The sequence below is a fragment of the Streptomyces sp. WMMC1477 genome (assembly GCF_027460245.1).
Taxonomy (GTDB): domain Bacteria; phylum Actinomycetota; class Actinomycetes; order Streptomycetales; family Streptomycetaceae; genus Streptomyces.
On the sequence record NZ_JAPZBD010000003.1, the window covers coordinates 2,797,355 to 2,824,164 of the forward strand.

A 26,810-nucleotide genomic window follows, 5' to 3' on the forward strand; every position below is an offset into this window, starting at 1 on the left:
GCTGTGATGTATCGCTTCGATACATCCCGACGATAGAACGGCCCGAGGCATGCGGCAAGGCCGGGATGAGAGTGTTCGCGGTCACTTCCGTGATTCGCAGGTGTTGTTCCGTCCTCTTTCAGATGAATGTCTGGAAAAAAAGGTTTTGACCTTCCGTACGCTGGCGCTGTGCAGGAGACCTCCAGGAACCACAGGACGCGCGCGCGCGTCTTCGTCCTGGATGCAGTGCGCCCAATGAGGCCAACGGGACGCACGTGGGGGGACCGGAAGTACACTGCCGCCTTCAGGCGCGGGTGCCTGACCGAGGAGTAGCTGTTCCCATGAGCGAGCACCGCCGCAAGCCGCCGCAGCAACGCGGCCGACGCGCAGCGCAGCCGTCGACGTCCGGACGTCGGGCCGCGGCGCCGCCCACTGGTCCCACCACCAGCTCCTACGGCACGCCGGCGGCGTCCTCCGGAGCGCCGGGCGGCCGGGCCGAGGCCCGGCGCGCGGCCCAGCGCTCCGGAGGACGCCGCCGCGCGCCGGCCGCCGGAGCGGGGGCCGGCGCCGGAGCGGGGGTCGCGATGGGTGCCGGCCGCGCGGGTCGCCGTGCGGCCCGGCCGACGCCGGCGGCGAAGAAGCGGTTCATCGACTACCCGCGCTCGGACCAGCAGGGTTTCCGCCGCTGGACGCCGTCCTTCAAGCAGATCTCCGCGATGTGCGTGATGGGCTTCGGCATGCTCGTGGGCCTCTTCGCCATCGGCTATGCCATGGTCGGTGTGCCCAACGAGGCGAACGCCGCGGCCCGGCAGCAGAACAACGTCTACTACTGGGCCGACGGCACCGTTCTCGGCCGCGAGGGCTCGACGAACCGGCAGAACGTCGACCTGAAGGACATTCCCAAGTCGATGCAGAACGCGGTGATCGCCGCCGAGAACGAGACGTTCTGGACCGACAGCGGCGTGGACCCGAAGGGCATCGCCCGTGCCGTCGTCAACATGGCGAAGGGCGGGGACACCCAGGGCGGTTCGACGATCACTCAGCAGTTCGTCAAGAACAACTTCCTGTCCCAGGAGCAGACCCTCGACCGGAAGTTCAAGGAGCTCTTCATCTCCATCAAGGTGGGGACGACGTTGGAGAAAGAGGAGATCCTCCAGGGCTACCTGAACACCGCCTACTACGGGCGCAACGCCTACGGCATCCAGGCCGCCGCGCAGGCTTACTACGGCAAGGACGCGGTGGACCTGGAGCCGGACGAGAGCGCCTTCCTGGCCACCGTCCTCAAGGGCCCCGACCTCTTCGACCCCGCCGGCGGCCTCAGCGAGGCGGCGACCCCCGAGGCCAACACCGAGAACGCCAAGGACCGCTACTTCTGGATCCTGGACCGTCAGCTCGAGCTGGGCCTGATGACGCAGAAGGAGCACGCCCAGTACTCGAAGGAATTCCCCATGCCGCAGGACCCGAAGCCGGTCCGCGGTGACTCCGCACAGGCGAGCTACATGATGGAGACCGCCAAGCGGTACGTCATGGCCAAGACGGGGCTCACGCGCGACGACTTCGAGCTCGGGGGCTTCCAGATCTACACCACCTTCGAGAAGGGCAAGACCAAGCAGCTGGAGAAGGCCGTCAAGTCGGCGCGGGAGAAGCACCTCAAGCCGGAGGAGCGGGAGAAGGACCAGTTCGTCCAGTTCGGCGCGGCCTCCGTCACGCCGAACGACGGCGCCATCGTCGCCATCTACGGCGGCGAGGGTGTGGACAAGGGGCACTACAACAACAACGCCGACACCAGCGGTATCCAGGTCGGTTCGACGTGGAAGCCCTTCGTCCTCGCCGCGGCGATGGAGCACGGCACGTACCTCAGCGATGGGCAGGGCATCTCGCCGGAGAGCAAGTACGACGGCGACAACGGCATCGTCATCAAGACGCAGGACGGCTCCCCGTACCTGACCAAGGACCACGAGCCCTTCCGTCAGGTGAACGAGGGGGACGCCGACTACGGCATCGTCACCCTGCGGCAGGCCATGGAGGTCTCCGCCAACAGCCCGTACGTGCAGCTCGGCATGGACGTCGGGATGCAGAGGGTGCGGGACACGGCCGCGGCGGCGGGCATCAGCGACCACAGCTTCGACGCCCTGAACCCCTCCTTCGCGCTCGGCACCTCCACCCCGTCCGCGATCCGCATGGCCGACGCCTACGCGACGTTCGCGGCCTCCGGCATCCAGACCGAGCCGTATTCGGTCACCAAGGTGCTCCGGGGCGGCGACGACGTGTCCGGCTTCGAGAAGCCCAAGAAGAAGCAGGCCATCGACCCGAACGTGGCCAACACCGTGACCGACGTCCTGGAGGGCGTCGTCAAGAACGGAACCGGTAAGCAGGCCCTGGAGCTGAACCGCGCGGTCGCGGGGAAGACGGGTACGACCGACGACAACAAGTCGGCCTGGTGGGTCGGGTACACCCCGCAGCTCTCCACCGCGGTCACGATGTTCCGGGAGGACCCGAAGAACCCGGGTCTGCTGTCCATGAACGGCACCGGCGGGCTGGACTCCATCCACGGTGGTGACATCCCGACCCGGGTCTGGGTGGACTACATGAAGGAGGCGCTCAAGGAGACGCCCTCCGAGGCGTTCCCCGAGCCGCGTCCGATCAACAACGTCGTCAACGGCGGCAACGTGCCCGAGGAGAAGCCGGAGGAGCCCGAGGAGAAGCCGGAGGAAGAGGAGACCGAGGAGCCGACCGACGAGCCCACGGACGAGCCGACCGACGAGCCGACCGACGAGCCCACGGACAAGCCCACCGGCAAGCCGTCCTGTGGCCCGCTCGACTGGAACTGCGACGACTCGGGCGGCCAGGACTCCGGCCAGACGGGGGAGACCACCGGCGAGACGACCGGTGACGCGACCGGGGACACCACCGGTGACGCGACCGGGGACACCACCGGTGACACGACCGGGGACACCACGGGTGACTCGGGCGGCGGCAACGGCAACGGGAACGGCGGCAACGACAGCGGCGGCTGGTTCGGCGGTACGGGCGCCGACGGCTAGGGACCGCCGTGACGGCGCGGGGCGCCACCGGCCTGCGGGCTGGTGGCGCCCCGCGCCCCGTTGTTCACAGGGCGAGCTTGAAGCCCACGTGGGAGGCCGTGAAGCCGAGGCGATCGTAGAAGCGGTGCGCGTCCGTGCGGGAGGCGTCGGAGGTGAGCTGCACGAGCAGGCAGCCCAGCCGCCGGGACTCCTGCACGGCCCAGCGGATCAGGTCGGAGCCGAGGCCGCTGCCGCGTTCGTCGGCGTGCACCCGCACGGCCTCGATGAGGGCCCGGGAGGCGCCCTGCCGGGACAGCCCGGGGATGACCGTCAGCTGGAGCGTCCCCACCGTCCGCCCGTTGCGCTCCGCGACGACGAGGTGCTGCTGCGGGTCGGCGGCGATGGCGGCGAACGCGGTGCGGTACGGGGTGAGGTCGTCGGGGGACTCGCGCTGGGCACCCAGCTCGTCGTCGGCCAGCATGGCCACGATGTCCGCTATGTCCTCCGCCGTGGCGGGCCGGATGGTGAGATCGTTCATGGCCCGAAGCCTACGGCTCCGGGCTCGGTGAACCTCGTGTGGACTACGGACGGTGATTTCCCCACGGGGTCTGCAGAATCGTGGAATTGCTGCGCCCTCAACGACTCTTGTGCATTCATGAGGTAACGGTATGGTCGGGTGCGCATCACGCCGCAATGCTCGGTCGGACGTCTGACCTGCCCATGAACGCGGTGACATATCCGTGTCAGATAGGGACAAGACGAGTCGCTTCCCGTCCACAGAAGTGCACGAACCGACCTAAGACGTAGAGGACGAGGCACACATGACCACCATGTCGGCCGACAACGGGATACCCGGCCCCGAATCCGGCAGCGATGGTGACTGGGGCTGGTTCTCCCGGACCAGCCGCAGCGAACCCGGGTCGCAGACCTCGGACGGGTCCTCCCCGTCAGGGCCGGGCGGTGATGAGGGCGGCCACCCGGGCGTCGTCCCGCCGCAGTACACCCCCGGCCCGGCGCAGCACCAGCAGGCCCAGCCGCACCCCGGCGGCCCGCAGCATCCGCAGCACTCCGGCGGACCCCAGGCCCGGCAGCACCCGCAGCCCGGGTACCCCGCCCAGGGCCAGCACCCCCAACAGGCCCAGGGACCGCAGCCGGGCGCGCCGCCCACCGCCGACGCCACGCTCATCCGCCGCACGATGGAGGAGGTCGAGCCGGCCGCCGAGGCCGTCACCGCCTACTTCTACGCCATGCTCTTCGTGCGCCACCCGCAGCTGCGGGACCTGTTCCCCGCCTCTATGGACGCCCAGCGCGACCGGCTGTTCAAGGCGCTGCTCACCGCCGCCCAGCACGTCGACAACACGCCCGTGCTGACGGAGTACCTGTCCGCCCTCGGCCGCGGCCACCGCAAGTACGGCACCCGGCCCGAGCACTACCCGGCGGTCGGCGAGAGCCTGATCGCCGCGTTGACGCGGTACGCGCACCACACGTGGTCGCCGCAGACGGAGGCGGCGTGGGTCCGCGCGTACACCGCCATCTCCCAGATCATGATCGACGCCGCGGCCGAGGACGAGGCGCACGCTCCGGCCTGGTGGCACGCGGAGATCGTCGCCCACGAGCGGCGGACGGACGACATCGCCGTCCTCACCCTCCGCCCGGACCAGCCCTACCCCTTCCTCGCCGGGCAGTACACGACGGTGGAGACGCCGTGGTGGCCGCGGGTGTGGCGCAGCTACTCGCTCGCCGCGGCGCCCCGGCCCGACGGGCTGCTGAGCATCCACGTCAAGGCCGTCCCGGCCGGCTGGGTCTCCGGGGCGCTGGTGCGCCGGGCCCGCACCGGGGACGTCCTCCGGCTCGGTCCGGCCGCCGGGAACATGACGGTGGACCACGGAACCGACAACGGGCTGCTGTGCCTCGGCGGCGGCACGGGGATCGCTCCCATCAAGGCGCTCGTGGAGGACGTCGCCGAGCACGGCAGGCCCCGCCCGGTGGAGGTCTTCTACGGCGCCCGCAGCGACCACGACCTGTACGACCTGGAGACGATGCTGAAGCTGGGGTCGCTGCACCCGTGGCTGGCGGTGCGCCCGGTCGTGGCGGACGGCTGCCCCGTGCGCGCCGCGGGCCTGGCGGGCCAACTGCCCGACGCCGTCCGGGGAGCGGGCCGCTGGGGCACCTACGACGGCTATCTGTCCGGGCCGCCGGGGATGATCCGCAGCGGCATCGACGCCCTCGTGGGCGTGGGCATACCCGCCAGCCGCATACGGCACGACTCCCTGGACGAGCTCGTGTCGCAGGCCGCAGGAGACTGAGACCTTTGGGAGCACACGACGTGGAAGAGCGCGGAGACAGCGGCAGCCGGCCGGGCAGTGCGGGCGAGCACGAGATTCAGGCCCAGCTCGGATCCGAGCGGCGTGCGGACCGTTTCTACGCCGATCACCTGCTCGACCACCTCAATGAGCGCATGCGGGAGTTCGCCTCCCGGCAGGAGATGTTCTTTCTCTCCACGGCGGATCGCGAAGGCCACTGCGACAGTACGTTCCGGGCCGGCCCGCAGGGCTTTCTGCAGGTTCTGGACGAACGAACGCTCGCCTATCCCGAGTACCGCGGGAACGGCGTTCACGCCAGCCTGGGGAATATCCGGGAGAATCCCCATCTGGGCATTCTGCTGATTGATTTCGTCCGGGCCCGGATCGGGCTGCACATCAATGGCTCGGCGGAGATTCTGGAGGACGCGGACATACGGGCCGAACACCCGCACCTTCCGCAGGACCCGGTGCCCGGCCGCCGCGCGGAGCTGTGGGTGCGGGTGACGGTGGACGAGGCCTACATCCATTGCGCCAAGCACATACCGCACCTCCAGTACGCCCCCAAGCGGACGAGGCGTGACTGGGGCACCGACGACCACAAGCGCAAGGGCGGCGACTTCTTCGGCACCGCCCGCGACCGGGCCGTGCGGGAGGAGGCCCGCTCACTCCGGAGCGGTCACCGTCCGGCCGGCGGGACGTCGCCCCGGCCCACGGCTCCCGGGCCCGTTCCCACCACTCCGGCTCCGGCTTCGGCTCCCGTTCCGCCCTCCGCTCCCGGGGCCGCCGCTCCCGGGGCCGTGCCGGGGCCGCGGGAGCCCGGCGGCGTCCCGGCCCCCGGGCCGGTGCCGAGCGCGGAGACGTTTCCGCCGCCGCTCGTGCCGCCGCTCGTGACGCCGCCGGGCGGGGCCGTCCCGCCGCCGCCCGAGCACCCGCCCGTGCCCGCCCGGCCCGAGCCCGACCCGCTGTCGGGCCCCATGACGGCCGGCGTGCCGTCCGAAGCCGTGGAGCCGCCCGGGACCGTGGAACGGCACGAGGCCGCGGAGCCGTCCGAGCAGCTGGCGTCGTTGGCCGCGTCGCGGGCCTGGCGGGAGCGGGCCGAGCGGTTGCTGGCCGAGGCACACGCCCGGCGGGACGAGAGGGACCGCGCGTCCTACGCCGAGTGGTTCAGCCCGCCCCGGAGCTGACCGCCCGCCGGGTCAGCCGAGGTCGTCCGCGAGCAGCGCCCGCACGCCCTCGATGTTGCGCCGGAGGTAGGACCGCAGGGCCGGTGGGACGACGTTCACCGAGTCGACTCCGGCCGGGGTGAAGGGCAGCCGGACGACCTCGTACTCACCGGAGGGCTCCTCGACCTCCGGGCCGTGCCGCCGGCTGAGGTCCATCGACGCCAGTCGGCAGACGAAGAAGTGCTGGACCTTCACGCCGCCCTCGTCGCCCTCGGGCACGGTGTCCACGAAGGCGGGGACGGCCTGGGTCACCTCGGCGCCGAGCTCCTCGTCCAGCTCGCGGTGGAGCGCGGCCGTGACGGACGCGTCCTCCGGCTCCATCCCTCCGCCGGGGGTGATCCAGTAGGGCTCCTCGCCGGGCTTGGTGCGCTTGATGACGATCAGCGCGTCGCGGTCGAGCAGGATGGCACGGGCGGTGCGTTTGACGACGGGGCGGCCGGAGGACATGCCAGGGGTCTCCCGCGCCGGAACGCGACCGAAACCTCACCCGCCCCAGCGCGTGCGCAGCGTCCACTGGACATTGACGGAGAGTCAACTACCCTGTGCCCCGAACCGCTCCGACGGGGCGCGGGCGGCGGTTTGGGACACGAGGGGGAGTCCCAAACCGCCCGCGGGCCGTCACTCCGGCGGCGTCGGTGAGCCCCCGGCCTCCGCCAGCGCCCGCAGGACGTCGGCGACGAGGTCCCGCGTGTCCTCGACGCCCACGGAGAGCCGCACGAAGCCGTCGGCCACGGCGTCCCCGCCCCAGCGGCCCCGCCGCTCCGCCGTGCTGCGCACGCCGCCGAAGCTCGTGGCCTGGTGCACGAGGCGGAGCCGGGCCAGAAACCGTTCGGCGAACGCCCGGTCGGGCAGGGTGAACGACACCACGCAGCCGAAGCCGCGCATCTGCCGGACCGCCAGCGGATGCGCCGGGTCCTGCGGCAGCCCGGGGTGCCGCACCCCGGCGACCTCCGGCCGCCCGGCGAGGGCCCGCGCCACGGCCAGCGCGGACTCCGCCTGCCGCGCCACCCGGAGCTCCAGCGTCGCCAGGCTGCGGTGCGCGAGCCACGCCTCCATCGGCCCCGGGATCGCACCCACCGTCTTGCGCCACAGCCGGACGTCCTCGGCGACGGCGGCGTCGCGGCAGGCGACGTAGCCGAGCAGCACGTCGCCGTGGCCGGTCAGCGCCTTGGTGCCGCTGGCGACGGACACGTCGGCGCCCAGCAGCAGCGGACGCTGGCCGAGCGGCGTGGCCAGCGTGTTGTCGACGACGACGAGGGCGCCCTCGGCGTGGGCCGCCTCGGACAGGCGGCGGATGTCGCACACGTCGAGCCCCGGGTTCGACGGCGTCTCCAGCCACAGCAGGGACGCGCCCGCCAGGGCCTCGTACTGCTCCGGCCCCCCGGTCGGCACCGTGCGCACCCGGGCGCCGTAGGACTCCAACCGCTCCCGCAGCAGGGCCAGCAGGTTGTAGCCGTCCTCGGGGAGGACGACGACGTCGCCGGGGCGCACCCGGGAGAGCAGCACGGCGGACATGGCGGCCATGCCCGAGGCGAAGGTCACCGCCTGGGCCGTGCCGCCGGGATCCTCCAGCTCGGCGACGGCGCGCTCCAGCGCCGTCCACGTGGGGTTGCCGTCCCGGCCGTAGGTGTACGGGGCGTCGGCCGGGTCGCCGGGCAGGTGGTAGTGCGCGGCGAAGGCCGGTCCGGGCAGCGGAGGCGCGTAAGGCTCCTCGGGCGGCAGCCCGGCGCGCACGGCCCGCGTGCTCTCCCCGGGCGTCTGGTGGCTGTCGGGTGTCATCGTCGGGTCAGCTCCTCCGTGATCGCGTCGAGCAGCCGCGGCATCGCGGACTCGATCATCTCCAGTACCTCGTCGAAGCCCTCGGGGCCGCCGTAGTAGGGGTCGGGGACGTCGGCGTCCTCACCGGCCGGGGAACCGCCGTCGGCCCAGCCGGGCTCGTACGAGCGCAGCAGCCGCACCCTGGCGGCGTCCGCCGGGCTGGGGGCGAGCCGACGCAGCTCGCGGGCGTGACCGCGGTCGAGGGCGAGGACGAGGTCCCGCTCGGCGAACCACGCGGGCCGGAAGCGCCGGGCGGTGTGCTCCGTCGCGTACCCGGCTCCGGCCAGGACGGCGACCGTGCGGGGGTCGGCGCCGTTCCCCTCGTGCCAGCCGCCGGTACCCGCGCTGTCGACCAGCACGCGGTCGGCCAGCCCCGCCTGCGCGAGGCGGGAGCGCAGGACGGACTCGGCGACGGGGGACCGGCAGATGTTGCCGGTGCACACGAAGCACACGCGGTAGGGGGCCGCGGGGCGGGCGGTGGACGGGTTCCGGTCGAGGAGGGACATGCCCCCATCATCGATGACCGGTCTCCACCGGGTCCGCCGAGGAGCCTCAGGGAGCCCGGAGGTGCCCCGAGGCGACCGGGCCGCCTCGGGGCGTGGACGGGCGGGGAAGGCGTGGGATCCGGGGTCAGTCGGGCAGCACCAGCTCGACGGCCCACGCGACGATCGAGATGATCAGACCGCCCAGCAGCGCGGTGCCGAAGCCCTCGACGTGGAACGGGACGTCGAGCCCGTCGGCGATCCAGGAGGTGAGCAGCAGCATCAGCGCGTTGATGACCAGCATGAACAGGCCGAGCGTGAGGATCAGCGCCGGCAGGGACAGCAGGTTCACGATCGGCTTGACCACGAGGTTGACGACGCCGAAGATCAGAGCGACCACGACGAGCGTGAGCGCCTTGTCTCCCGTGCTGTCACCGGTGAGCGTGATGTCGCCCACCAACCAGACGGCGACGGCCAGAGCGACCGCGTTGGCGAGGGTCTTGACAAGAAGATTCATCATGCTGGGGATGGTCTCCCAGAACCGCCCGGCGAAACGAGGGGTCCACACGGTGAAGTCGTTCCACTTGGCGGAGCTGGAGGCCGAGCGGGCCGCCAACGACGGCGCATACCTGCAGTTCCTGCGGGAACGCAACATGTCGGTCGGCCTGTACGCCCTCGACCGGGGCTCCCAGGACCCCCAGAAGCCGCACGACCAGGACGAGGTCTACTTCGTCGTCAGCGGCCGGGCCGCCCTGACCGTCGGCGACGACACGACGAGCGTCGCGCGCGGCAGCGTCGTCTACGTGCCCGCCGGAGTGCCGCACCGCTTCCACCACATCAGCGAGGACCTGCGGGTCATGGTCGTGTTCTCTCCCCCGGAAGGATGACGGCGGCCGGCCTGCCGCCCCCGCGCCCCTAAGGGGCCGCTCAGGGGCGGGCCCGGGTCGGCGCCACTCCCGCCGCGGTCCGCCGGTGCCTAGCATCGAAGGCAGCCGGAGGACACGCCGGCACGGACTCGGCTCGGAGAACAGGGAGCGGACATGAGCGCGAAGAGCACCCTCGCGGGGCTGCCCACATGGATCAAGTGGGTCGGAATCCTCGTCGTCGCGATGATCGTCTTCAAGGCGGTCGTCTGGCTGGTGACGGCGGTGGTCGGACTGCTGTTCAACCTGCTGCTGTTCGCGGCCGTCGTCGCCGTCGTCGTCTTCCTCGCACGGAAGTTCCTGTCGTCGTCCTCCGGTAGCTCCTCCGGAGGCTGGTGAACCGCCACCCGGAGCGCTGACCTGGGCCCCTCCCGCCGACGGAGGGACATGAACGCACCAACTCCGTTGTCAATCGGGTGACTTTGAAGCACGCGCATTGTGGAACTTCTCGATCTTGGTGGACGATGCCCCCAGGGGCCTCTGAGCCCCCAAATCCACAGCGAGGTCCACAGCAGCCCTGCCGAGACGCGGCCGGGCACGAGTCGCCGGGGGCGCGGATGAACGGCAGGGTTCAGGCGCAGGTCATGATGAGCTTCCTCGCCTCGGAGGAGCTCTCCTTCCGGATTCCGGTGGAGCTCGTCTACGAGGCGGCCGACCCGTACGCGCTCCGCTTCACCTTCGGCCTTCCCGGCGACGCGCCGGTGACCTGGGTCTTCGGCCGTGAGCTGCTGGTGGACGGCATCACCCGCCCGGCCGGGGAGGGCGACGTCCATATCAGCCCGGTCGCCGACGAGGCCTTGGCCGATCTGCACATCCGGCTCCAGGTCGGCCCCGAGAGCGCCCTGCTACGGGTGAGCGCGCCGCCGCTCGTGGCGTTCCTCGACCGCACCGACCGCATCGTCCCCCTGGGCCAGGAGCCCGCCTGCGCGGACTTCGACGCCGAGCTGGACAAGATCCTCGCCGGGCGCCCGTAGCCCCGCATCCCGGCCGGGGCCCGGCCGGTGCCGTCACTTCGCGCGCCGCCGCCGGCCGCCGCGCGGGCGCCGCAGCCCGGCATCCCCGCGGCCCAGCCCGGCGGATACGACGAGCGCGGCCAGCCCCGTCGTCACCGGCACCGAGGCGACCAGGCCGATCGAGCCCACCAGCGTGCGGACGATCTCCTCCGCCACCAGCTCGCTCGTGGCCACCCGTCCCACCCCGGCCTCCGCGACCGAGAACAGCAGCAACAGCGGCAGCGCCGCGCCCGCGTAGGCGAGGACGAGGGTGTTGACCACCGAGGCGATGTGGTCCCGCCCGATGCGCATGGCCGCGCCGTACAGCCGCCGCCGGCTCGCCGTCGGATCGGCCTGCTTCAGCTCCCACACGGCCGAGGTCTGGGTGACGGTGACGTCGTCGAGCACGCCGAGGGAACCGATCAGCACCCCGGCCAGCAGCAGCCCCCGGATCTCGATGTCCGGGTAGAGGCTGTGCACCAGGGCGGTCTGGTCGTCGGTGTTGCCCGACAGATCGGCCCATCCGATGAACAGTGAGCCGAGCAGGCCGATGAGCACGAGCGAGATCAGCGTGCCCAGCACGGCGACCGACGTCCGCGCGGTCAGCCCGTGGCACAGGTACAGCGTCACCAGCATGACCGCGCTGCCGCCCACCACGGCCACCAGCAGCGGATTCGCCCCCTGCAGGATCGCGGGCAGGATGAACAGCGTCAGCACCGCGAACGTCGTCGCCAGCCCCACCAGGGCCAGCACCCCGCGCAGCCGGCCGACCGCGACGACGACCAGCGCGAACAACCCGGCCAGCAGGATCATCGGAACGTCGCGCTCGATGTCGACGATGCTGTACTGCAACTCCTCCGGTGCCTGCGGCGCGTAGGCCACCACGACCGTCTGCCCGGTGTCCGGTCGGCGGGTGGCGTCGGGGGTGAGCACCTCCGTGAACGTGCGTCCGGCATGCGGACCCGTCGTCACCTCCACCGTCAGCAGGCGGCAGTTCCCCGCCGCGGCCGGGTCGCCGTCCTGCTGCTGGGCGTTGACCTCCGCGCAGTCCACCACCTCGGACTTCGTGATCCGCGCCTCGCGCAGCTGGCGGTCGAACCCCACACCGGAACGCCCGTCCTCGCCCTCGGGGGCGCCACCCGGCCACAGGACGACGAGCCCCGCGAGCACCGCCGTGGCGAAGGGGATGAGCACCGCCGCGATGACCGTGCGCAGATGCCGGGACACGGGCGCGGCGGGGCCGTGATGGTGTGCGTGCTGGTGGCCCTGTTCGGGAGCGTGGGAATCGGTCACGGACCGATCATCGCAAGACCCACTGGCGCGGTGCCGGGGCGAACCGCTAGCGTATGCGTGCTTTTGCACATCGCGGGAGCTCCGAGCACGGGGCTGAGAGGGCGCTGACCTCCGTACGTCGGCACGTCGGGCACACCGAACGCGTCGGGACGGGGAAGGCTGCGTCGACCGCCGAACCTGGTACCGGGTAATGCCGGCGTAGGGAGTGGGTCTCATGACCATGCACGATGCACACACGCGCGCGGACGACGGCGATCAGAGCGCCGCCGACAACGCCGCCGGGAACCCGGCGGAGCCGCGCATCGGCTGGCACAAGGGTTACGTCGACGGCTCGCGCCCCGACATCCGGGTGCCCGTGCGTCGGGTTCACCTCACCAACGGCAAGGACGTGACGCTCTACGACACGTCCGGGCCGTACACCGACCCCCAGATCGACACCGACGTCCGTCGCGGCCTGCCGCCGCTGCGGGAGAACTGGATCATCAGCCGCGGCGACACCGAGGAGTACGCCGGCCGCGAGCTGCGGCCCGAGGACGACGGCATCAAGCACACCGCGCCGCGCGGCGGGCTGCGCAACCTCGACGCCGTCTTCCCGGGCCGCCCGCGGCAGCCCCGGCGCGGGCGGAACGGCGCCGCCGTCACCCAGCTCGCCTACGCGCGCCGCGGGGAGATCACCCCGGAGATGGAGTACGTCGCCGTCCGGGAGAACCGTTCCCCCGGGTTCGTGCGGGACGAGATCGCGGCCGGCCGCGCCGTCCTCCCGGCCAACGTCAACCACCCGGAGACCGAGCCGATGATCATCGGCAAGAACTTCCTGGTGAAGGTCAACGCCAACATCGGCAACTCCGCCGTCACCTCCTCCATCGAGGAGGAGGTGGAGAAGATGACGTGGGCGACGCGCTGGGGCGCCGACACCGTCATGGACCTCTCCACCGGCCGCAACATCCACACCACCCGCGAGTGGGTGCTGCGCAACTCCCCCGTCCCCATCGGCACCGTCCCCCTCTACCAGGCGCTGGAGAAGGTCGACGGCCAGGCGGAGGAGCTGAGCTGGGAGGTCTACAAGGACACCATCATCGAGCAGGCCGAGCAGGGCGTGGACTACATGACCGTCCACGCGGGCGTGCTGCTGCGCTACGTCCCGCTCACCGCCCGCCGCAAGACCGGCATCGTCTCGCGCGGCGGTTCCATCATGGCCGCCTGGTGCCTGGCCCATCACCAGGAGAGCTTCCTCTACACGCACTTCGAGGAGCTCTGCGAGATCCTGCGGGCCTACGACATCACCTTCTCCCTCGGTGACGGCCTGCGCCCCGGCTCCATCGCCGACGCCAACGACGAGGCGCAGTTCGCCGAGCTGAGGACGCTGGGCGAGCTGAACAGCATCGCCAAGTCGCACGACGTGCAGACGATGATCGAGGGCCCCGGCCACGTCCCGATGCACAAGATCAAGGAGAACATCGACCTCCAGCAGGAGATCTGCGAGGAGGCGCCGTTCTACACGCTCGGCCCGCTGACGACGGACGTGGCACCCGGCTACGACCACATCACCTCGGGCATCGGCGCGGCGATGATCGGCTGGTGGGGCACGGCGATGCTCTGCTACGTCACGCCGAAGGAGCACCTGGGCCTGCCCAACCGGGACGACGTCAAGACCGGCGTCATCACCTACAAGATCGCCGCCCACGCGGCGGACCTCGCCAAGGGCCACCCCGGTGTCCAGGAGTGGGACGACGCCCTGTCCGACGCCCGCTTCGAGTTCCGCTGGGAGGACCAGTTCAACCTGGCCCTCGACCCGGACACCGCCCGTGAGTTCCACGACGAGACGCTCCCGGCCGAGCCCGCCAAGACCGCGCACTTCTGCTCCATGTGCGGTCCGAAGTTCTGCTCCATGAAGATCAGCCAGGACATCCGCCGCCAGCACGGCGGCGACCTGACGACGGAGGAGATCGAGGAGGGCATGGCGGAGAAGTCCAAGGAGTTCGCCGCCTCCGGCAACCGCGTCTACCTGCCGATGGCCGACTGAAGCGGCCGAACGGGACCGGCCGGCGGCTGCCTTCGGGACGTCGCCGGCCGTCCGCGGTCAGGTGCGCTGAGCGTTCCGCAGGCGTTCGACCTGCTGGCTGATCAGCTCGTCGGGGCAGGGCGAGCTGGCCCCCACGTTCAGCCTGCTGAACGTGGCGATGGTGTCACCGGCGCGCAGCTGGGCGACCGTCAGCGGCCGGGGGCTCGGTTCGGTGGACGCAGCCGGGCTCGGCGGTGCCGACACGGTACCGGCGCCCTGCTGTGGCGAGCAGCCACACACCGTGAGGGCACCCACCGCGAGAACCGTGTACGTCGCCTTGCGCAAGCCAGTCTGGATGAGCCGGTCGTTCCGCCATCCGCCGTGTGCATGTGCGGTCGTCGGGAACGTGCGGGCGCAGAGCCGGCCGGGCGTGCGCGGAGCCGAGGCCGGTCGCGACATCCACGGCCGGGAACCAGTGGCCGCCGTCGGGGCGTGTCGGGCGTCGGGCGTGCTGCGTCAGTCCGACGGCTGGTCCGGGCCGGTGAAGTCCGGGCTGCTGAAGTCGGGGCTGGAGTAGCGGGGGCGGGTGCGCGTGTCCTCGGTGGCGGCGGGGCTGGTGAACCCGGGGTGGGAGTAGCCCAGCCGCGGTGTGCGGGACTGCTCGGGCGCGGTGGTGGCGGGCTCGGCGTTGGCCAGGGCCTCGCGCAGGAAGGGCAGGACGCCGCGGTCGAGGAGCGCGCTGCGCCAGGCTTCCCGCGCGCGGTCCACCTCGGCTTCGAGCGTGCCGTCTCCGCGGCGCGCGGTGGCCCCGGGACCCGTGCCCGCCCGTACGGAACTGGCCGAGTTGCGTAGGGCGGTGAGAACGAGGCTGATACAGGCGGCGAGCAGCCCGGCCGCGGCGAGCGCGGCGAAGACCCAGCCGACGCTCCGCATCGGGCCGGCCAGGGTGAGGTCGGGGGAGACGGCGGCGAGGGTGTAGCCGACGGCGAGGAAGATGACGGCGGCGGCCCCGGCGAGGATGGGCATGAGGACGGACACCATCGCGAACAGCCCGGCGCCGCCGGTCTCCCCGGCGCCGCCGTCCGGCCCGGAGGAGCCTCTGGAGGCCCGGCGCAGCTCCTCGCGCAGGGTGGTGAAGCGCTCGTACTCCGCCGCCGCGCAGGGGGCGATGGCGGCGGTGGCGGCCAGGGCCATGGCGCGCAGCTGCTCGCTGCCGAGGCGTCGGCCGATGCCGTCGAGGCCGGGCCGGCCCGAGGCGGTGTGCAGTGCGTCGTCGAGGACCCGCTCGAACTCGTGCCGGTCCTCGAACCGCAGATGCGGTGCGCTGTTCATGTGCATCCCCCGATGCTCCGTAGGGCCGTGGCGTCGGCCGGCTTCCGGGCAGGTGGAAGGGCGGATGGAAGAGCCTTGATGGTAGAGCGCTTCCGGGGTGCGGTGACAGGGTGTTTCCGGAATTGCCCTCCGGTCCGCTGTGGCTACGTCTGCCCGCTTCAGCGGCAGGTCAAGCGGCTCTGGCCGGATCTTTGGGGTCAGTCACCCAGGGGAAGTCGGCTCACCAGTAGCTTTCCGGCCATCGTGACGCCGCCGTCCATGGCGATGGCGAGCCGGTCCGCGTACACGTGGGGACCGGCGACCTGGGGCCCCTCGTCGCCGTCCTCGGAGCCCTCGGCTGACGCGACGTCACCGAGCAGGTAGGGGATCGGGCTGTGGCCGTGCACGATGCGCCGCCCGCCGTAGGTGGCGAGCAGCTCGCGGGCGGTCTGCGGTCCGGCGTCCTCGTCGCGGAAGGCGAAGCGCTTGGTGAACTTGCGGAACAGGTCCCAGGTCTCGTCCGCGTCGCGCCGTTCGAGGGCCTCGGTGATGGCGTCGTTGACGGCTCCGATCGTCTCGCCGTACTCGAGGTAGGCGGTGGTGTCGGAGTGGATGAGGAGGTGGTCGTCGGCGAGCGTCATGGCGTCGAGCCGGCTCATCCACTGGAGGTGGTGCTCCTGCAGGCGCTCCATGTCGCCGCGCTGCCCGCCGTTGAGCAGCCAGGCCGCCTGGAAGGAGGCGGTTCCCGCGCCGGAGTCGACGGGGGTGTCGCCGAAGCGCCGGGCGCCGATGATGAGCAGCTCGTGGTTGCCGAGGAGCGCCTTGCAGTAGCCGCCGGCCGCGGCGGCCTCGGCGGAGAGCCGCATGACGAGCTCGATGACGCCGACCCCGTCGGGCCCGCGGTCGGTGAAGTCCCCGAGGAACCACAGCCGGGTGTTGCCGGCGGCCCAGCGGTCCTCGGCGTCGGTGAGCCCGGCCTCGCGCAGGGCGACGCGGAGCTCGTCGAGGTAGCCGTGGACGTCCCCGACGACGTAGAGCGGCCCGGGCGGGTCCTGGGGCTCGGCCGCGGGGACCGGGGTCTCGACGAGGGTCGGGGTGGGCTGGGCGGCGGCGGCCCCGGTGCCGATGACGGGGAGGTCGCGCTGGGTGGGGGTGTAGCCGTCGTCCTCGGGGAACGCGTGCTCGTTCACGGGAGGCTGGGCGGGCATGGGGGGGTGGGGCGTGTGGGCGGGCGGGACGTGCGCGATGCGCGGCGTGTGCGGCACGGTCGCGCCGCTGCTCGTGTTCGTCGGCTGCCACATCACGGGTCCCTGACCGGCCCCCTGAGTCATCGACCCCTCCACCCATACGCGCGCTGTGCACCTGCCGGACCGTGCTGTCGTGGGCGTTCCTGGTCGGAGGCCGGGCCGGTGCCGTGCGCCCCATCATAGGAACGCAGGTCGGGGCTTGTGACGCACCTGGGGGGTGCCAATTGCCGACGGGTGGTCGGGGAGCCGGGATTCCTCAGCATTCCTCCGCTTTTCTCCTGGGCCGGTTCCGTGGCCGGGAGCCGCCGGGTCAGTCGGTGGACGAGGGCCCGCGGCGCGGGGAGATGATCGTCGCGCGGGGCGGGCGGCGCTGGGAGGAGGCGCGCACGATGAGCTCGGTGGGCATGACCTGCTGGACGGTCTGGCCCGTGGCGCCGACGCCCTCGATGGCGTCGATGAGGAGCTGGATGACGGCGGTGCCGATGCGTCCGGGCTTGAGGGAGAGCGTGGTGATGGGCGGCTCGGTGGTGGCATAGACGGTGGACTCGCTGCAGCACACCAGCAGCAGGTCCTCCGGGACACGGAGCCCGTAGCGGCGGGCGGCGGCGAGGAGGTCGGTGCCGTTGGGGTCGAACAGGCCGTAGACGGCGTCGGGTCGGTCGGGACGGGCGAGCAGCCGGTCGGCTGCGACGGCACCGGCGCAGGGGTCGTGGGCGGGGTAGGTCTCGTAGACGGGGGGCTGGCCGACGCGCTCGCACCACCGGAGGTAGGCGGTGGTGGAGAGCCGGGTGTAGGTGTCGGTGCTGGTGCCGGTGAGCAGGCCGATGCGGCGGGCGCCGGACTCGGCGAGGTGGTCGAGGAGGCCGGTGACGGCGGCCTCGTGGTCGTTGTCCACCCAGGCGGTGACGGGGAGGGTGGCTCCGGGGCGGCCGTCGGAGACGACGGGGATGCCCTGGCGGACGAGCTCGGTGACGACGGGGTCGTGGTCGGCCGGGTCGATGACGACGGTGCCGTCGAGCGCGACGTTGGCCCAGACGTCGAAGGTGCTGTGACGGGCGGGGGCGGGGAGGATGACGAGGGCGTAGCCGCGGGCGAGGGCGGCGGAGGTGGCCGCGCGCACCATGTCGGCGAAGTAGGCGAACTCGGTGAAGGTGAACGGTTCTTCGCCGTACGTGGTGACGGTCAGCCCGATGAGCCCGGATTTTCCGGTGCGCAGGGTGCGGGCGGCGGCGGAGGGGCGGTACCCGAGCCGGTCGGCCACTTCGCGGACGTGACGGCGTGTGGCGTCGGGGAGGCGGCCCTTGCCGTTGAGCGCGTCGGAGACGGTCGTGATGGAGACGCCGGCGGCGGCGGCGACATCTCGGATGCCCGCACGTGCCAGCCGACGGCCGCTGTTCCGGCTCACCTGGTGCTTCCCTGCTGCTGTCATGGCGTGCCGATAGTAGGGCTGTGGGGTGTTACTCGCGGGGGCGTTCACCCATGGGGTGACAGGCACGATTCTGCAAGATCGTTATGGGGTAACTGCCTTTGAATGCTGGGTAGTTGCAGGTCATAGCTATAGCTCCAGGAGGTATGTGGGGGCCTGACCCCTCACTTCCCCGGATGTTGCGAAGAGGTCTCAACTCACCTTCACGAGTGAAGCGCGCCACGGAGCGCGCCTCCCGCGCGCGGCCTGCGCCGCGCGCCCCCGCCCCTGGGGCCGCGAGGTGCCCCGACCGTCGCCCCGTGGCGGGACCGGCGAGCGGCCGATGAGCGAGCGGTGAATGATCGGGGAGCCTGGGGCGGAGAGACCCTGGGGACCCGTCGACATTCCTCTTAGGGTGTGCAGTATTGGCGGACGGGCTCCGGGGCGGACGAACCGGGACCCGCCGAGGCTGTCAAGGAGGACGCGATGACCGACAAAACCCCGAAACTGCGCGAGGCGCTGGGCGGCATTCCCACGTACAAGCCCGGAAAGCCGGGTGCCGCTTCCGCCGGGGCCGTGTCCTACAAGCTGTCGTCCAACGAGAACCCCTACCCGCCGCTGCCGGGCGTGCTGGAGTCGGCCGTGGCGGCGGCCGGTTCCTTCAACCGGTACCCCGACATGGCCTGCACCGGCCTGCTGGCGGCTCTGGCGGAGCGTTTCGACGTTCCCGTCTCGCACCTGGCGACCGGAACCGGTTCGGTGGGCATCGCCCAGCAGCTCCTGCAGGCCACGGCCGGGCCGGGGGACGAGGTGATCTTCGCCTGGCGCTCCTTCGAGGCGTACCCGATCATCACGCAGATCTCCGGGGCGACGGCGGTGAAGGTGCCGCTCACGGAGACCGAGGAGCACGACCTCGACGCGATGGCGGCCGCCGTCACCGAGCGCACCCGGCTCATCTTCGTCTGCAACCCGAACAACCCCACGGGAGCGGCGATCGGCCGGGAGGCCCTGGAGCGCTTCCTCGACCGGGTGCCGGCCGACGTGCTGGTGGTCCTGGACGAGGCGTACCGCGAGTTCGTGCGCGACGAGGACGTGCCGGACGGCCTGGAGCTCTACGGGGACCGGCCGAACGTGTGCGTGCTGCGGACGTTCTCCAAGGCCTACGGCCTGGCCGGGCTGCGGGTGGGCTTCGCGGTGGCGCACGAGCCCGTGGCCGCGGCCCTGCGCAAGACGGCCGTGCCCTTCGGCGTCAGCCAGGTCGCCCAGGACGCCGCCGTCGCCTCGCTGGGCAACGAGCAGGCGCTGCTGGAGCGCGTGGAGTCCCTGGTGGCCGAGCGGGCCCGGGTCAGCCGCGAGCTGGTGGTGCAGGGCTGGACGGTTCCGCCGACGCAGGCCAACTTCGTGTGGCTACGGCTGGGCGAGCACACCGTGGACTTCGCCGCCCGGGCGGAGCGGGCGGGCGTGGTGGTCCGGCCGTTCCCCGGCGAGGGCGTGCGCGTGACGATCGGTGAGCCCGAGGCCAACGACATCTTCCTCCAGGCGGCGGCGGTGTTCCGCAAGGAGCTGGAGGCGTAGGCCGCGCCGCGGGAGTCCGGCCCACCCCGGAGCCGGGTGGGCCGGACGCTGGTGAGCCCAGCGCTCGTGGGCCGCGCGTTCGCGGGCCGCGCGCTCGTGGGCACGGCGGGCGTACGGCCGCCGAGAGCCCGGGCATGGGTGCGACGGGCACGGCCGCGACGGCCGCGCCTGGCGCAACGCGTGCACCGGCCGCTGGTGGAGCAGGTGCGTGCGCCGGGCCTTGCGGGGGCGCCGCGGGGGCGCCGCGGGTCAGGCGCGTTCGACGCGGATCGGGTCGCCGCTGCGGACCGTCGCGAGCCGCCGGGCGTCGCCGTCGACGCTGCCGAGGACGTTGCAGGGGCTGGCGAGGCGGCACTCGTCGCCGCGGGAGACCGGGGTCGGGCCGTAGGGGAGGGCCAGGGCGTCCCCCTCCGTCCAGAAGGCGACGGTGCCGGGGTCGACGACCTGCCGGGCGCCGCTCTCCAGTGGCAGGCTGAGCCCGGTGTCGAAGTAGACCTCCTCGCCCCAGGTGGCGGCCCGGGACTCCACCGGGAGGGCGGCCAGCAGCTTCCCGGCGGCCGGGGTGTCGTCGAGGGTCGCGGTGAGCTGACCCGCGGGCCAGACGATGCGGATGGTGCGGCGGGGGGTGCCGGTTCGGGGCGTCTCACCCATGAGCTGATTTCAACATTTTGTTGACGTTCGCGGGAAGGGGGACCCCCTGATTCGCTGCGTGGACTCGTGCGACATAATGCTTGTGATTGTGAACGCATTCACGATCCCCTCCCTTTCGGGTGAGATCGTGCGTTCATGATCGGAAAACGTCAGACATCAGCAATGCCTGGATAAGACCGGAAAGGGAGAGCCGGGCGAGAAGGGCAGCAGCCGTGCGCGTTCCCGCGCTCGCGGCGACGTGAAGGAGACAGCGACGTGCACGTGGACCTCGCCCTGGCGCCGGAGACGCTGGCGCGCTGGCAGTTCGGCATCACGACCGTCTACCACTTCCTCTTCGTCCCCCTGACGATCTCGCTCGCCTCGCTCACCGCGGGCCTGCAGACCGCCTGGGTGCGAACCGGCCGGGAGAAGTACCTCAGGGCGACCAAGTTCTGGGGCAAGCTCTTCCTGATCAACATCGCCATGGGCGTCGTCACCGGCATCCTGCAGGAGTTCCAGTTCGGCATGAACTGGTCGGACTACTCCCGCTTCGTCGGCGACGTCTTCGGGGCACCCCTCGCCTTCGAGGCCCTGATCGCCTTCTTCTTCGAGTCCACCTTCATCGGCCTGTGGATCTTCGGCTGGGACAAGCTGCCCCAGCGCATCCACCTCGCCTGCATGTGGATGGTCGCGATCGGCACCGTCCTGTCCGCCTACTTCATCCTGGCCGCCAACTCCTGGATGCAGCACCCCGTCGGCTACCGCATCAACCCGGAGTCCGGCCGGGCGGAGCTGACCGACTTCTGGCACGTGCTCACCCAGAACACCGCCGTCGCGCAGTTCTCCCACACCATCACCGCGGCCTTCCTCACCGGAGGCGCCTTCATGGTGGGCATCGCCGCCTACCACCTGATCCGCCGGCGGCACGTCGCCGTCATGCGCACCTCCCTGCGGCTGGGCCTGGTCACCATGGCGATCAGCGGGCTGCTCGTCGCCGTCAGCGGCGACCGGCTCGCCAAGATCATGTACGACCAGCAGCCGATGAAGATGGCGGCCGCCGAAGCGCTGTGGGACGAGGAAGGGCCCGCGCCCTTCTCCGTGTTCGCCTACGGCGACGTGGACGAGGGGCACAACGAGGTCGCGATCGAGATCCCCGGCCTGCTCTCCTTCCTCGCCCACGACGACTTCAGCACGCCCGTGCCCGGCATCAACGACACCAACGAGGAGCTCAAGGAGCGGTTCGACGAGGAACTCGGCCTCGGCGACTACCGTCCCAACATCCCCGTCGCCTACTGGGGCTTCCGCTGGATGATCGGGTTCGGGATGACGTCCTTCGCCCTCGGCGCCCTCGGCCTCTACCTCACCCGCAGGAAGCGCTGGCTCGCCCCCGCACTGCGCACCGGTGAGGACGAGGTGCCGCGCCTCGCCCTCACCCGCGGCCGCGAGCTCGGCCCCACCCTCACCCGCTGGTCCTGGCGCGTCGCCCTGCTCACCATGGCCTTCCCGCTCATCGCGAACGCCTGGGGCTGGATCTTCACCGAGATGGGACGCCAGCCCTGGGCCGTGTACGGCGTCCTGCCGACGTCCGCGTCCGTCTCGCCCAGCGTCTCCCAGGGGGAGGTGATCGCCTCCATGTCCGTCTACACCCTGCTGTACGCGGTGCTCGCGGTGGTGGAGGTCCGGCTGCTGGCCAAGTACGCCAAGGCCGGGCCGCCGGAGCTCACCGACGCCGACCGCAACCCGCCCACCCGCATCGGCGGGGGCCCGTCCTCCGGCTCGGGCGCCCCCGACGAGGACCGGCCGATGGCCTTCTCCTACTGACCGAAGCCGACCGGGCGACAGCGCGGAAAGGAGCATCATGGAACTCCCCACCCTCTGGTTCATCGTCATCGCCGTTCTGTGGACCGGCTACTTCTTCCTCGAGGGATTCGACTTCGGCGTCGGCGTCCTCACCAAGGCCCTCGCGCGCGACCGGTCCGAGCGTCGCGTGCTCATCAACACCATCGGCCCCGTCTGGGACGGCAACGAGGTGTGGCTGCTCGCCGCGGCCGGCGGCACCTTCGCCGCCTTCCCCGACTGGTACGCCACCCTCTTCTCCGGCTTCTACCTCCTCCTGCTGACCGTCCTGGTCAGCCTCATCGTGCGCGGCGTGGCCTTCGAGTACCGGGCCAAGCGCCCGGAGGAGCGCTGGCAGCGCAACTGGGAGCACGCGATCTTCTGGTGCTCCGCGCTGCCCGCCTTCCTCTGGGGTGTCATCTTCGCCAACATCGTCCGCGGCGTCCCGATAGACGCCGACCAGGAGTACGCGGGCACACTGCTGGACCTGCTCAACCCGTACGCTCTGCTCGGCGGCCTGCTCACGCTGGCCCTGTTCACCTTCCACGGCGCCGTGTTCACCGCGCTCAAGACGGTGGGCGACATCCGGACCCGCGCTCGCCGCCTCGCCACCGGGCTCGGCGTGTGCACGGCCGTGCTGGCCGGCGGCTTCCTCGGCGCCACCCAGGCCGACGGGGGCGGCACCGCCTCGCTGGTGGCCCTCGCCGTCGCCGTGGCGGGACTGATCGCGGCCATGGTGGCCAACCTGCGCGGCCGGGAGGGCTGGGCCTTCGGCCTCTCCGGCGTGACCGTCGTGGCCGCGGTCGCCATGCTCTTCCTCGTGCTGTTCCCCGACGTCATGCCCTCCTCGCTGAACGCCGAGTGGAGCCTGACCGTGGACGAGGCCGCGTCCAGCCCCTACACCCTCACCATCATGTCCTGGTGCGCGCTGATCGCCACGCCGCTGGTGCTGCTCTACCAGGGCTGGACGTACTGGGTGTTCCGCAAGCGGATCGGCACCCAGCACATCGCTCCCGATCCCCACGGGCCCGCGGCCACCGGCTGACGTCATGCGGCCCATCGACCCGCGGCTCCTCCGGCACGCCCGCACCACCCGGCTGTTCCTGCTGGCCGCGGTGGTGCTCGGGCTCGCCGGGGCGGGGCTCGTCATCGCCCAGGCCATGCTGCTCGCCGAGCTCGTCGTCCGCGCCTTCCAGCAGGGCGCGGACGCCGGTGAGCTCACCCGGCCGCTCCTGCTGCTCCTGGCCGTCACGGCCGGGCGGGCCTCGGTGGCCTGGCTGACCGAGCTCGCCGCCCACCGCTCCAGCGCCGCGGTGAAGTCCGAGCTGCGGACGCGACTGCTCACCCATGCGGCCACGCTCGGGCCCGCCTGGCTGGGCGGACGGCGCACCGGTGAACTCACCACCCTCGCCACCCGGGGTGTGGACGCCCTCGACGACTACTTCGCCCGCTACCTTCCGCAGCTGGGGCTGGCGGTCGTGGTGCCGGCGGCGGTGCTCGCCCGCATCGTGTGGTCGGACTGGATCGCCGCCGCCACCATCGCGGTGACCCTGCCGCTCATCCCGGTGTTCATGGTGCTCATCGGCTGGGCCACCCAGTCCCGGATGGACCGTCAGTGGCGGCTGCTCGCCCGGCTCTCCCACCACTTCCTCGACGTGGTGGGCGGGCTGCCGACGCTGAAGGTCTTCGGCCGGGCGAAGGTCCAGGCCGAGAACATCCGGGCCATCACGGGCGACTACCGGCGGGCCACGATGCGGACCCTGCGCATCGCGTTCCTGTCCTCCTTCGCGCTCGAACTGCTGGCCACCATCTCGGTGGCGCTGGTGGCGGTGGGCATCGGCATGCGGCTCGTCCACGGCGAGCTGGACCTCTACACCGGGCTCGTCGTGCTCGTCCTGGCGCCCGAGGCCTATCTGCCGCTGCGGCAGGTCGGCGCGCAGTACCACGCCGCGGCCGAGGGCCTGTCCGCCGCGGACGAGGCGTTCACCGTGCTGGAGACCCCCCTTCCGCCCGGCGGCGAGCAGCCGGTGGGCCCGGTGGGCCGCATCGGACTGGAGGGCGTCACCGTGCGGCACGAGGGCCGCGGCACCGCCTCCCTGCCGGCCACCGACCTCACGCTGCGGGCCGGGGAGGTGGTGGCCCTCGTCGGACCGTCCGGCGCGGGGAAGTCCACGCTGCTCAGCACGGTGCTCGGCTTCACCCGCCCCGACACCGGCCGGGTCCGGGTCGACGGCGTGGACCTGGCCGAGCTGGATCTCGCGGACTGGCACAGCAAGATCGCCTGGGTGTCCCAGCAGCCGTATCTGTGCGCCGGGACGATCGCGGACAACGTACGGCTGGCGCGCCCCGAGGCGGGGGACGAGGCCGTCCGCACGGCGCTGCGGGACGCGGGGGCGCCGGAGCTGGACCCCGCCACCGAGCTGGGGGAGGGCGGTGCCGGCCTCTCCGCGGGCCAGCGGCAGCGGGTGGCGCTGGCCCGGGCGTTCCTGGCCGACCGGCCGGTGCTGCTGCTGGACGAACCGACGGCCGCGCTGGACGGGGCGACCGAGGCGGCCGTAGTCGAGGCGGTCCGTCGCCTCGCACGGGGCCGTACCGTGCTGATGGTCGTGCATCGCCCGGCCCTGCTCGGCGTCGTGGACCGGGTGGTGCGGCTGGACGGGCCGTCGGCGGCGGCGGACGGGCCGTCGAAGGAAGGAGACGGGCCCTCGACGGAGGCGGCCGCTGCCATGCAGGCGGAGACCACGTCGGGCCCGGGCGGCGTAGGCGCCTCCTTCCCCGCTGACCACATCGCGGTCGAACGGGCCGACGAGGGCTCCGACGAGACCGTGTTTCACGTGAAACCTGACCTCTCCGCCACAGCGGACCCCTTCTCTCAGGCTCCGGACGCACCGCGGTCCTCCGCCCACCCCGCCCTCGACGGCGGAACCATGCTCCACCCCGGCCCCCCAGGGGCGGCCGACCCGCTGGCACGGGTGCGGGAGGCGGGGCGAGCGCTGCGCGGACGGTTCGCGCTGGCCACCGTCCTCGGAGCGCTGGCCCTGGCGAGCGCGGTGGGCCTGATGGCGGTCTCCGGCTGGCTCATCTCCCGGGCCTCGGAACAGCCGCCGGTCCTCTATCTGCTGATGGCCGTCACGGCGACGCGGGCCTTCGGTATCGGGCGCGCCGTCTTCCGCTACGCCGAGCGGCTGGTCTCCCATGACGCCGTGCTGCGCGTCCTGGCCGAGCTGCGGGTCGGCGTCTTCACCCGGTGGGAGCGCCTCGCACCGGCCGCCCTGCACCGCAGCCGCCGGGGAGATCTGCTGGCCCGACTCGTCGGGGACGTCGAAGCGCTCCAGGACTACTTCCTGCGCTGGTTCCTGCCCGTGGCCGCCGCGGTCACGGTGGCCCTCGGGACGACCGGGTTCACGGCCTGGCTGCTGCCCGAGGCCGGGGCGGCCCTGGCCGTGGGGCTGGCCCTCGCGGGCATCGGGGTGCCCGCGCTGACCGCCGTGGTGGCACGCCGGGCCGGGCGCCGCCTCGCCCCGGCCCGCGGCACGCTGAGCGCCCGCACCGTGGACCTGCTCACCGGCGCCGGGGAGCTGACCGTGGCCGGCGCGCTGCCGTCCCGCCTCGCCGCCGTCCGCCGCGCCGATGCGGAGCTGACCGGCGTCGCGGCGCGCGGGGCCTGGGCCACGGCCCTGGCAGGCGCCGCAACGGCACTGATCACCGGGGCGACCGTGGCCGCTGCGGCGGCCCTCGGAGCCCAGGCCGTGCAGGCCGGGCGGCTCGACGGGGTCAGCCTGGCCGTCGTCGTCCTCACCCCGCTGGCCGCCTTCGAGGCGGTGCTGGGCCTGCCCTCCGCCGTCCAGTACCGGCAGCGGGTGCGCCGCAGCGCCGAACGGCTGTACGAGACGACGGACATGCCCGATCCGGTGCGGGAGCCGGCCGAGCCGCTGCCCGCCCCCGCCGATCCGTTCCCCCTGGAACTGCGCGGCCTGACGGTGCGCCATACCGGCCAGCGGCGGCCCGCGTTGAGCGGGCTGGACCTCCGACTGGCCCCGGGGCGACGGGTCGCGGTCGTCGGCCCCTCCGGTGCGGGGAAGACGACGCTCGCGCACACCCTCCTGCGCTTCCTGGAACCGGAGGCGGGCAGCTACACGTACGGCGGTGCGGACGCCCGCGCCTACGCGTCGGACACCGTGCGGCGCGGGGTGGGCCTGTGTGCCCAGGACGCCCACCTGTTCGACTCCACGCTGCGGGAGAACCTGCGCCTCGCCAGCCCCGGCGCGTCCGACGCCGCGTTGCGCCGAGCCCTCGCCCGGGCGCGGCTGCTCGACTGGGCGGAGACCCTGCCCGAGGGCCTGGACACCCCGGTGGGCGAACACGGGGCACGGCTCTCCGGCGGCCAGCGGCAGCGGCTCGCCCTGGCCCGGGCGCTGCTGGCCGACTTCCCCGTCCTCGTCCTGGACGAGCCGGCCGAGCATCTGGACCTGGAGACGGCGGACGCGCTGACCGCGGATCTCCTCGCCGCCACCGAGGGCCGGACGACGGTCCTCATCACCCACCGGCTCGCCGGACTGGAGGCGGTGGACGAGGTGCTCGTCCTGGACCGGGGTCGCTGCGTGCAGCGCGGCCCCTTCGCGCGGCTCGCGGCCGTCGAGGGGCCGTTGCGCGACCTGCTCGCCCGGGAGGCGGAAGCCGACGCCCTGAAGTCCACTAGAGGGAGAGACGCACCCCAGGACACCCCGGCGCCCGCCCCGGCCCCCGCGTCCTGAGTCGGGTGTCGCGA

The 26,810-nt window shown here is 72.3% G+C and carries 22 protein-coding genes; 11 read left to right on the plus strand and 11 right to left on the minus strand.

Annotated features, from left to right (window positions below):
• Positions 1-320 precede the first annotated feature (320 nt).
• The gene (locus O7609_RS12945) at positions 321-3,023 is read left to right on the plus strand and encodes a transglycosylase domain-containing protein (protein ID WP_269743611.1); all 2,703 of its coding nucleotides are present in this window, start codon (positions 321-323) and stop codon (positions 3,021-3,023) included.
• Positions 3,024-3,087: 64 nt separating this feature from the next.
• Here O7609_RS12945 and O7609_RS12950 read toward each other — a convergent pair whose 3' ends face one another.
• The gene (locus O7609_RS12950; protein ID WP_269736794.1) at positions 3,088-3,540 is read right to left on the minus strand and encodes a GNAT family N-acetyltransferase; all 453 of its coding nucleotides are present in this window, start codon (positions 3,538-3,540) and stop codon (positions 3,088-3,090) included.
• A 283-nt stretch (positions 3,541-3,823) separates the two neighbouring features.
• On the opposite strand from O7609_RS12950, the gene O7609_RS12955 reads away from it, so the two are divergent.
• Both O7609_RS12955 and O7609_RS24745 read left to right on the plus strand, forming a co-directional pair.
• Entirely contained in the window at positions 3,824-5,308 is a 1,485-nt protein-coding gene (locus O7609_RS12955) for a globin domain-containing protein (RefSeq protein WP_443072106.1), read from the plus strand.
• A gap of 20 nt (positions 5,309-5,328) precedes the next feature.
• Positions 5,329-6,489 (plus strand): pyridoxamine 5'-phosphate oxidase family protein, encoded by a 1,161-nt coding sequence (locus O7609_RS24745; protein ID WP_269743612.1) that lies wholly within the window; start codon positions 5,329-5,331, stop codon positions 6,487-6,489.
• A 12-nt stretch (positions 6,490-6,501) separates the two neighbouring features.
• Here the strand turns inward: O7609_RS24745 and O7609_RS12965 are convergent, their stop codons facing one another.
• The 4 genes from O7609_RS12965 to O7609_RS12980 form a co-directional block, all read right to left on the minus strand.
• Complete coding sequence (locus tag O7609_RS12965; RefSeq protein WP_269736793.1) at positions 6,502-6,975, minus strand: NUDIX domain-containing protein; 474 nt, start codon at positions 6,973-6,975, stop codon at positions 6,502-6,504.
• Positions 6,976-7,146: 171 nt separating this feature from the next.
• A complete protein-coding gene (locus O7609_RS12970; protein ID WP_269736792.1) occupies positions 7,147-8,307 on the minus strand; it encodes a cystathionine gamma-lyase in 1,161 nt (386 codons plus the stop codon).
• A complete protein-coding gene (locus O7609_RS12975; protein ID WP_269736791.1) occupies positions 8,304-8,852 on the minus strand; it encodes a low molecular weight protein-tyrosine-phosphatase in 549 nt (182 codons plus the stop codon). The genes O7609_RS12970 and O7609_RS12975 overlap by 4 nt, the downstream gene beginning before the upstream one ends.
• A gap of 124 nt (positions 8,853-8,976) precedes the next feature.
• A complete protein-coding gene (locus O7609_RS12980; protein WP_269736790.1) occupies positions 8,977-9,348 on the minus strand; it encodes a phage holin family protein in 372 nt (123 codons plus the stop codon).
• A 49-nt stretch (positions 9,349-9,397) separates the two neighbouring features.
• Between O7609_RS12980 and O7609_RS12985 the strand changes: the two genes are divergently transcribed.
• The 3 genes from O7609_RS12985 to O7609_RS12995 all read left to right on the plus strand — a co-directional run bounded on the left by O7609_RS12985 (position 9,398) and on the right by O7609_RS12995 (position 10,725).
• Entirely contained in the window at positions 9,398-9,715 is a 318-nt protein-coding gene (locus O7609_RS12985) for a cupin domain-containing protein (protein WP_269737285.1), read from the plus strand.
• Between the two features lie 153 nt (positions 9,716-9,868).
• Positions 9,869-10,090 (plus strand): DUF5326 family protein, encoded by a 222-nt coding sequence (locus tag O7609_RS12990; protein ID WP_269736789.1) that lies wholly within the window; start codon positions 9,869-9,871, stop codon positions 10,088-10,090.
• 218 nt (positions 10,091-10,308) lie between these two features.
• On the plus strand, positions 10,309-10,725 hold the full coding sequence (locus tag O7609_RS12995) for an SsgA family sporulation/cell division regulator (protein WP_269736788.1): 417 nt from the start codon (positions 10,309-10,311) through the stop codon (positions 10,723-10,725).
• 33 nt (positions 10,726-10,758) lie between these two features.
• Here O7609_RS12995 and O7609_RS13000 read toward each other — a convergent pair whose 3' ends face one another.
• Positions 10,759-12,105, minus strand: coding sequence for a YibE/F family protein (locus O7609_RS13000; protein ID WP_443072107.1), 1,347 nt, complete (start codon positions 12,103-12,105; stop codon positions 10,759-10,761).
• Positions 12,106-12,250: 145 nt separating this feature from the next.
• On the opposite strand from O7609_RS13000, the gene thiC reads away from it, so the two are divergent.
• On the plus strand, positions 12,251-14,059 hold the full coding sequence (gene thiC, locus O7609_RS13005) for a phosphomethylpyrimidine synthase ThiC (RefSeq protein ID WP_269736786.1): 1,809 nt from the start codon (positions 12,251-12,253) through the stop codon (positions 14,057-14,059).
• A 57-nt stretch (positions 14,060-14,116) separates the two neighbouring features.
• Here the strand turns inward: thiC and O7609_RS13010 are convergent, their stop codons facing one another.
• The 4 genes from O7609_RS13010 to O7609_RS13025 form a co-directional block, all read right to left on the minus strand.
• Entirely contained in the window at positions 14,117-14,383 is a 267-nt protein-coding gene (locus O7609_RS13010) for a hypothetical protein (protein WP_269736785.1), read from the minus strand.
• Between the two features lie 171 nt (positions 14,384-14,554).
• Positions 14,555-15,376: a hypothetical protein gene (locus O7609_RS13015; protein WP_443072108.1), complete on the minus strand. Its 822-nt coding sequence runs from the start codon at positions 15,374-15,376 to the stop codon at positions 14,555-14,557.
• A 191-nt stretch (positions 15,377-15,567) separates the two neighbouring features.
• On the minus strand, positions 15,568-16,650 hold the full coding sequence (locus tag O7609_RS13020; RefSeq protein ID WP_269736783.1) for a metallophosphoesterase: 1,083 nt from the start codon (positions 16,648-16,650) through the stop codon (positions 15,568-15,570).
• Positions 16,651-16,906: 256 nt separating this feature from the next.
• On the minus strand, positions 16,907-18,025 hold the full coding sequence (locus tag O7609_RS13025) for a LacI family DNA-binding transcriptional regulator (protein ID WP_269736782.1): 1,119 nt from the start codon (positions 18,023-18,025) through the stop codon (positions 16,907-16,909).
• A gap of 462 nt (positions 18,026-18,487) precedes the next feature.
• On the opposite strand from O7609_RS13025, the gene hisC reads away from it, so the two are divergent.
• A complete protein-coding gene (gene hisC / locus O7609_RS13030; protein WP_269736781.1) occupies positions 18,488-19,576 on the plus strand; it encodes a histidinol-phosphate transaminase in 1,089 nt (362 codons plus the stop codon).
• Between the two features lie 249 nt (positions 19,577-19,825).
• On the opposite strand, the gene O7609_RS13035 is transcribed toward hisC, so the two are convergent.
• Positions 19,826-20,227 carry a cyclophilin-like fold protein gene (locus tag O7609_RS13035; RefSeq protein ID WP_269736780.1) on the minus strand — a complete coding sequence of 134 codons (402 nt, stop codon included), beginning with the start codon at positions 20,225-20,227 and terminating at the stop codon, positions 19,826-19,828.
• Positions 20,228-20,488: 261 nt separating this feature from the next.
• Between O7609_RS13035 and O7609_RS13040 the strand changes: the two genes are divergently transcribed.
• From O7609_RS13040 to cydD, 3 genes are read left to right on the plus strand one after another with little or no spacing between them, the layout of a single operon-like run.
• The gene (locus O7609_RS13040) at positions 20,489-22,027 is read left to right on the plus strand and encodes a cytochrome ubiquinol oxidase subunit I (protein ID WP_269744354.1); all 1,539 of its coding nucleotides are present in this window, start codon (positions 20,489-20,491) and stop codon (positions 22,025-22,027) included.
• Positions 22,028-22,064: 37 nt separating this feature from the next.
• Positions 22,065-23,087, plus strand: coding sequence for a cytochrome d ubiquinol oxidase subunit II (gene cydB, locus O7609_RS13045; protein ID WP_269736779.1), 1,023 nt, complete (start codon positions 22,065-22,067; stop codon positions 23,085-23,087).
• Positions 23,088-23,091: 4 nt separating this feature from the next.
• Complete coding sequence (gene cydD / locus O7609_RS13050; RefSeq protein WP_269736778.1) at positions 23,092-26,796, plus strand: thiol reductant ABC exporter subunit CydD; 3,705 nt, start codon at positions 23,092-23,094, stop codon at positions 26,794-26,796.
• The last annotated feature ends 14 nt before the right edge of the window (positions 26,797-26,810 follow it).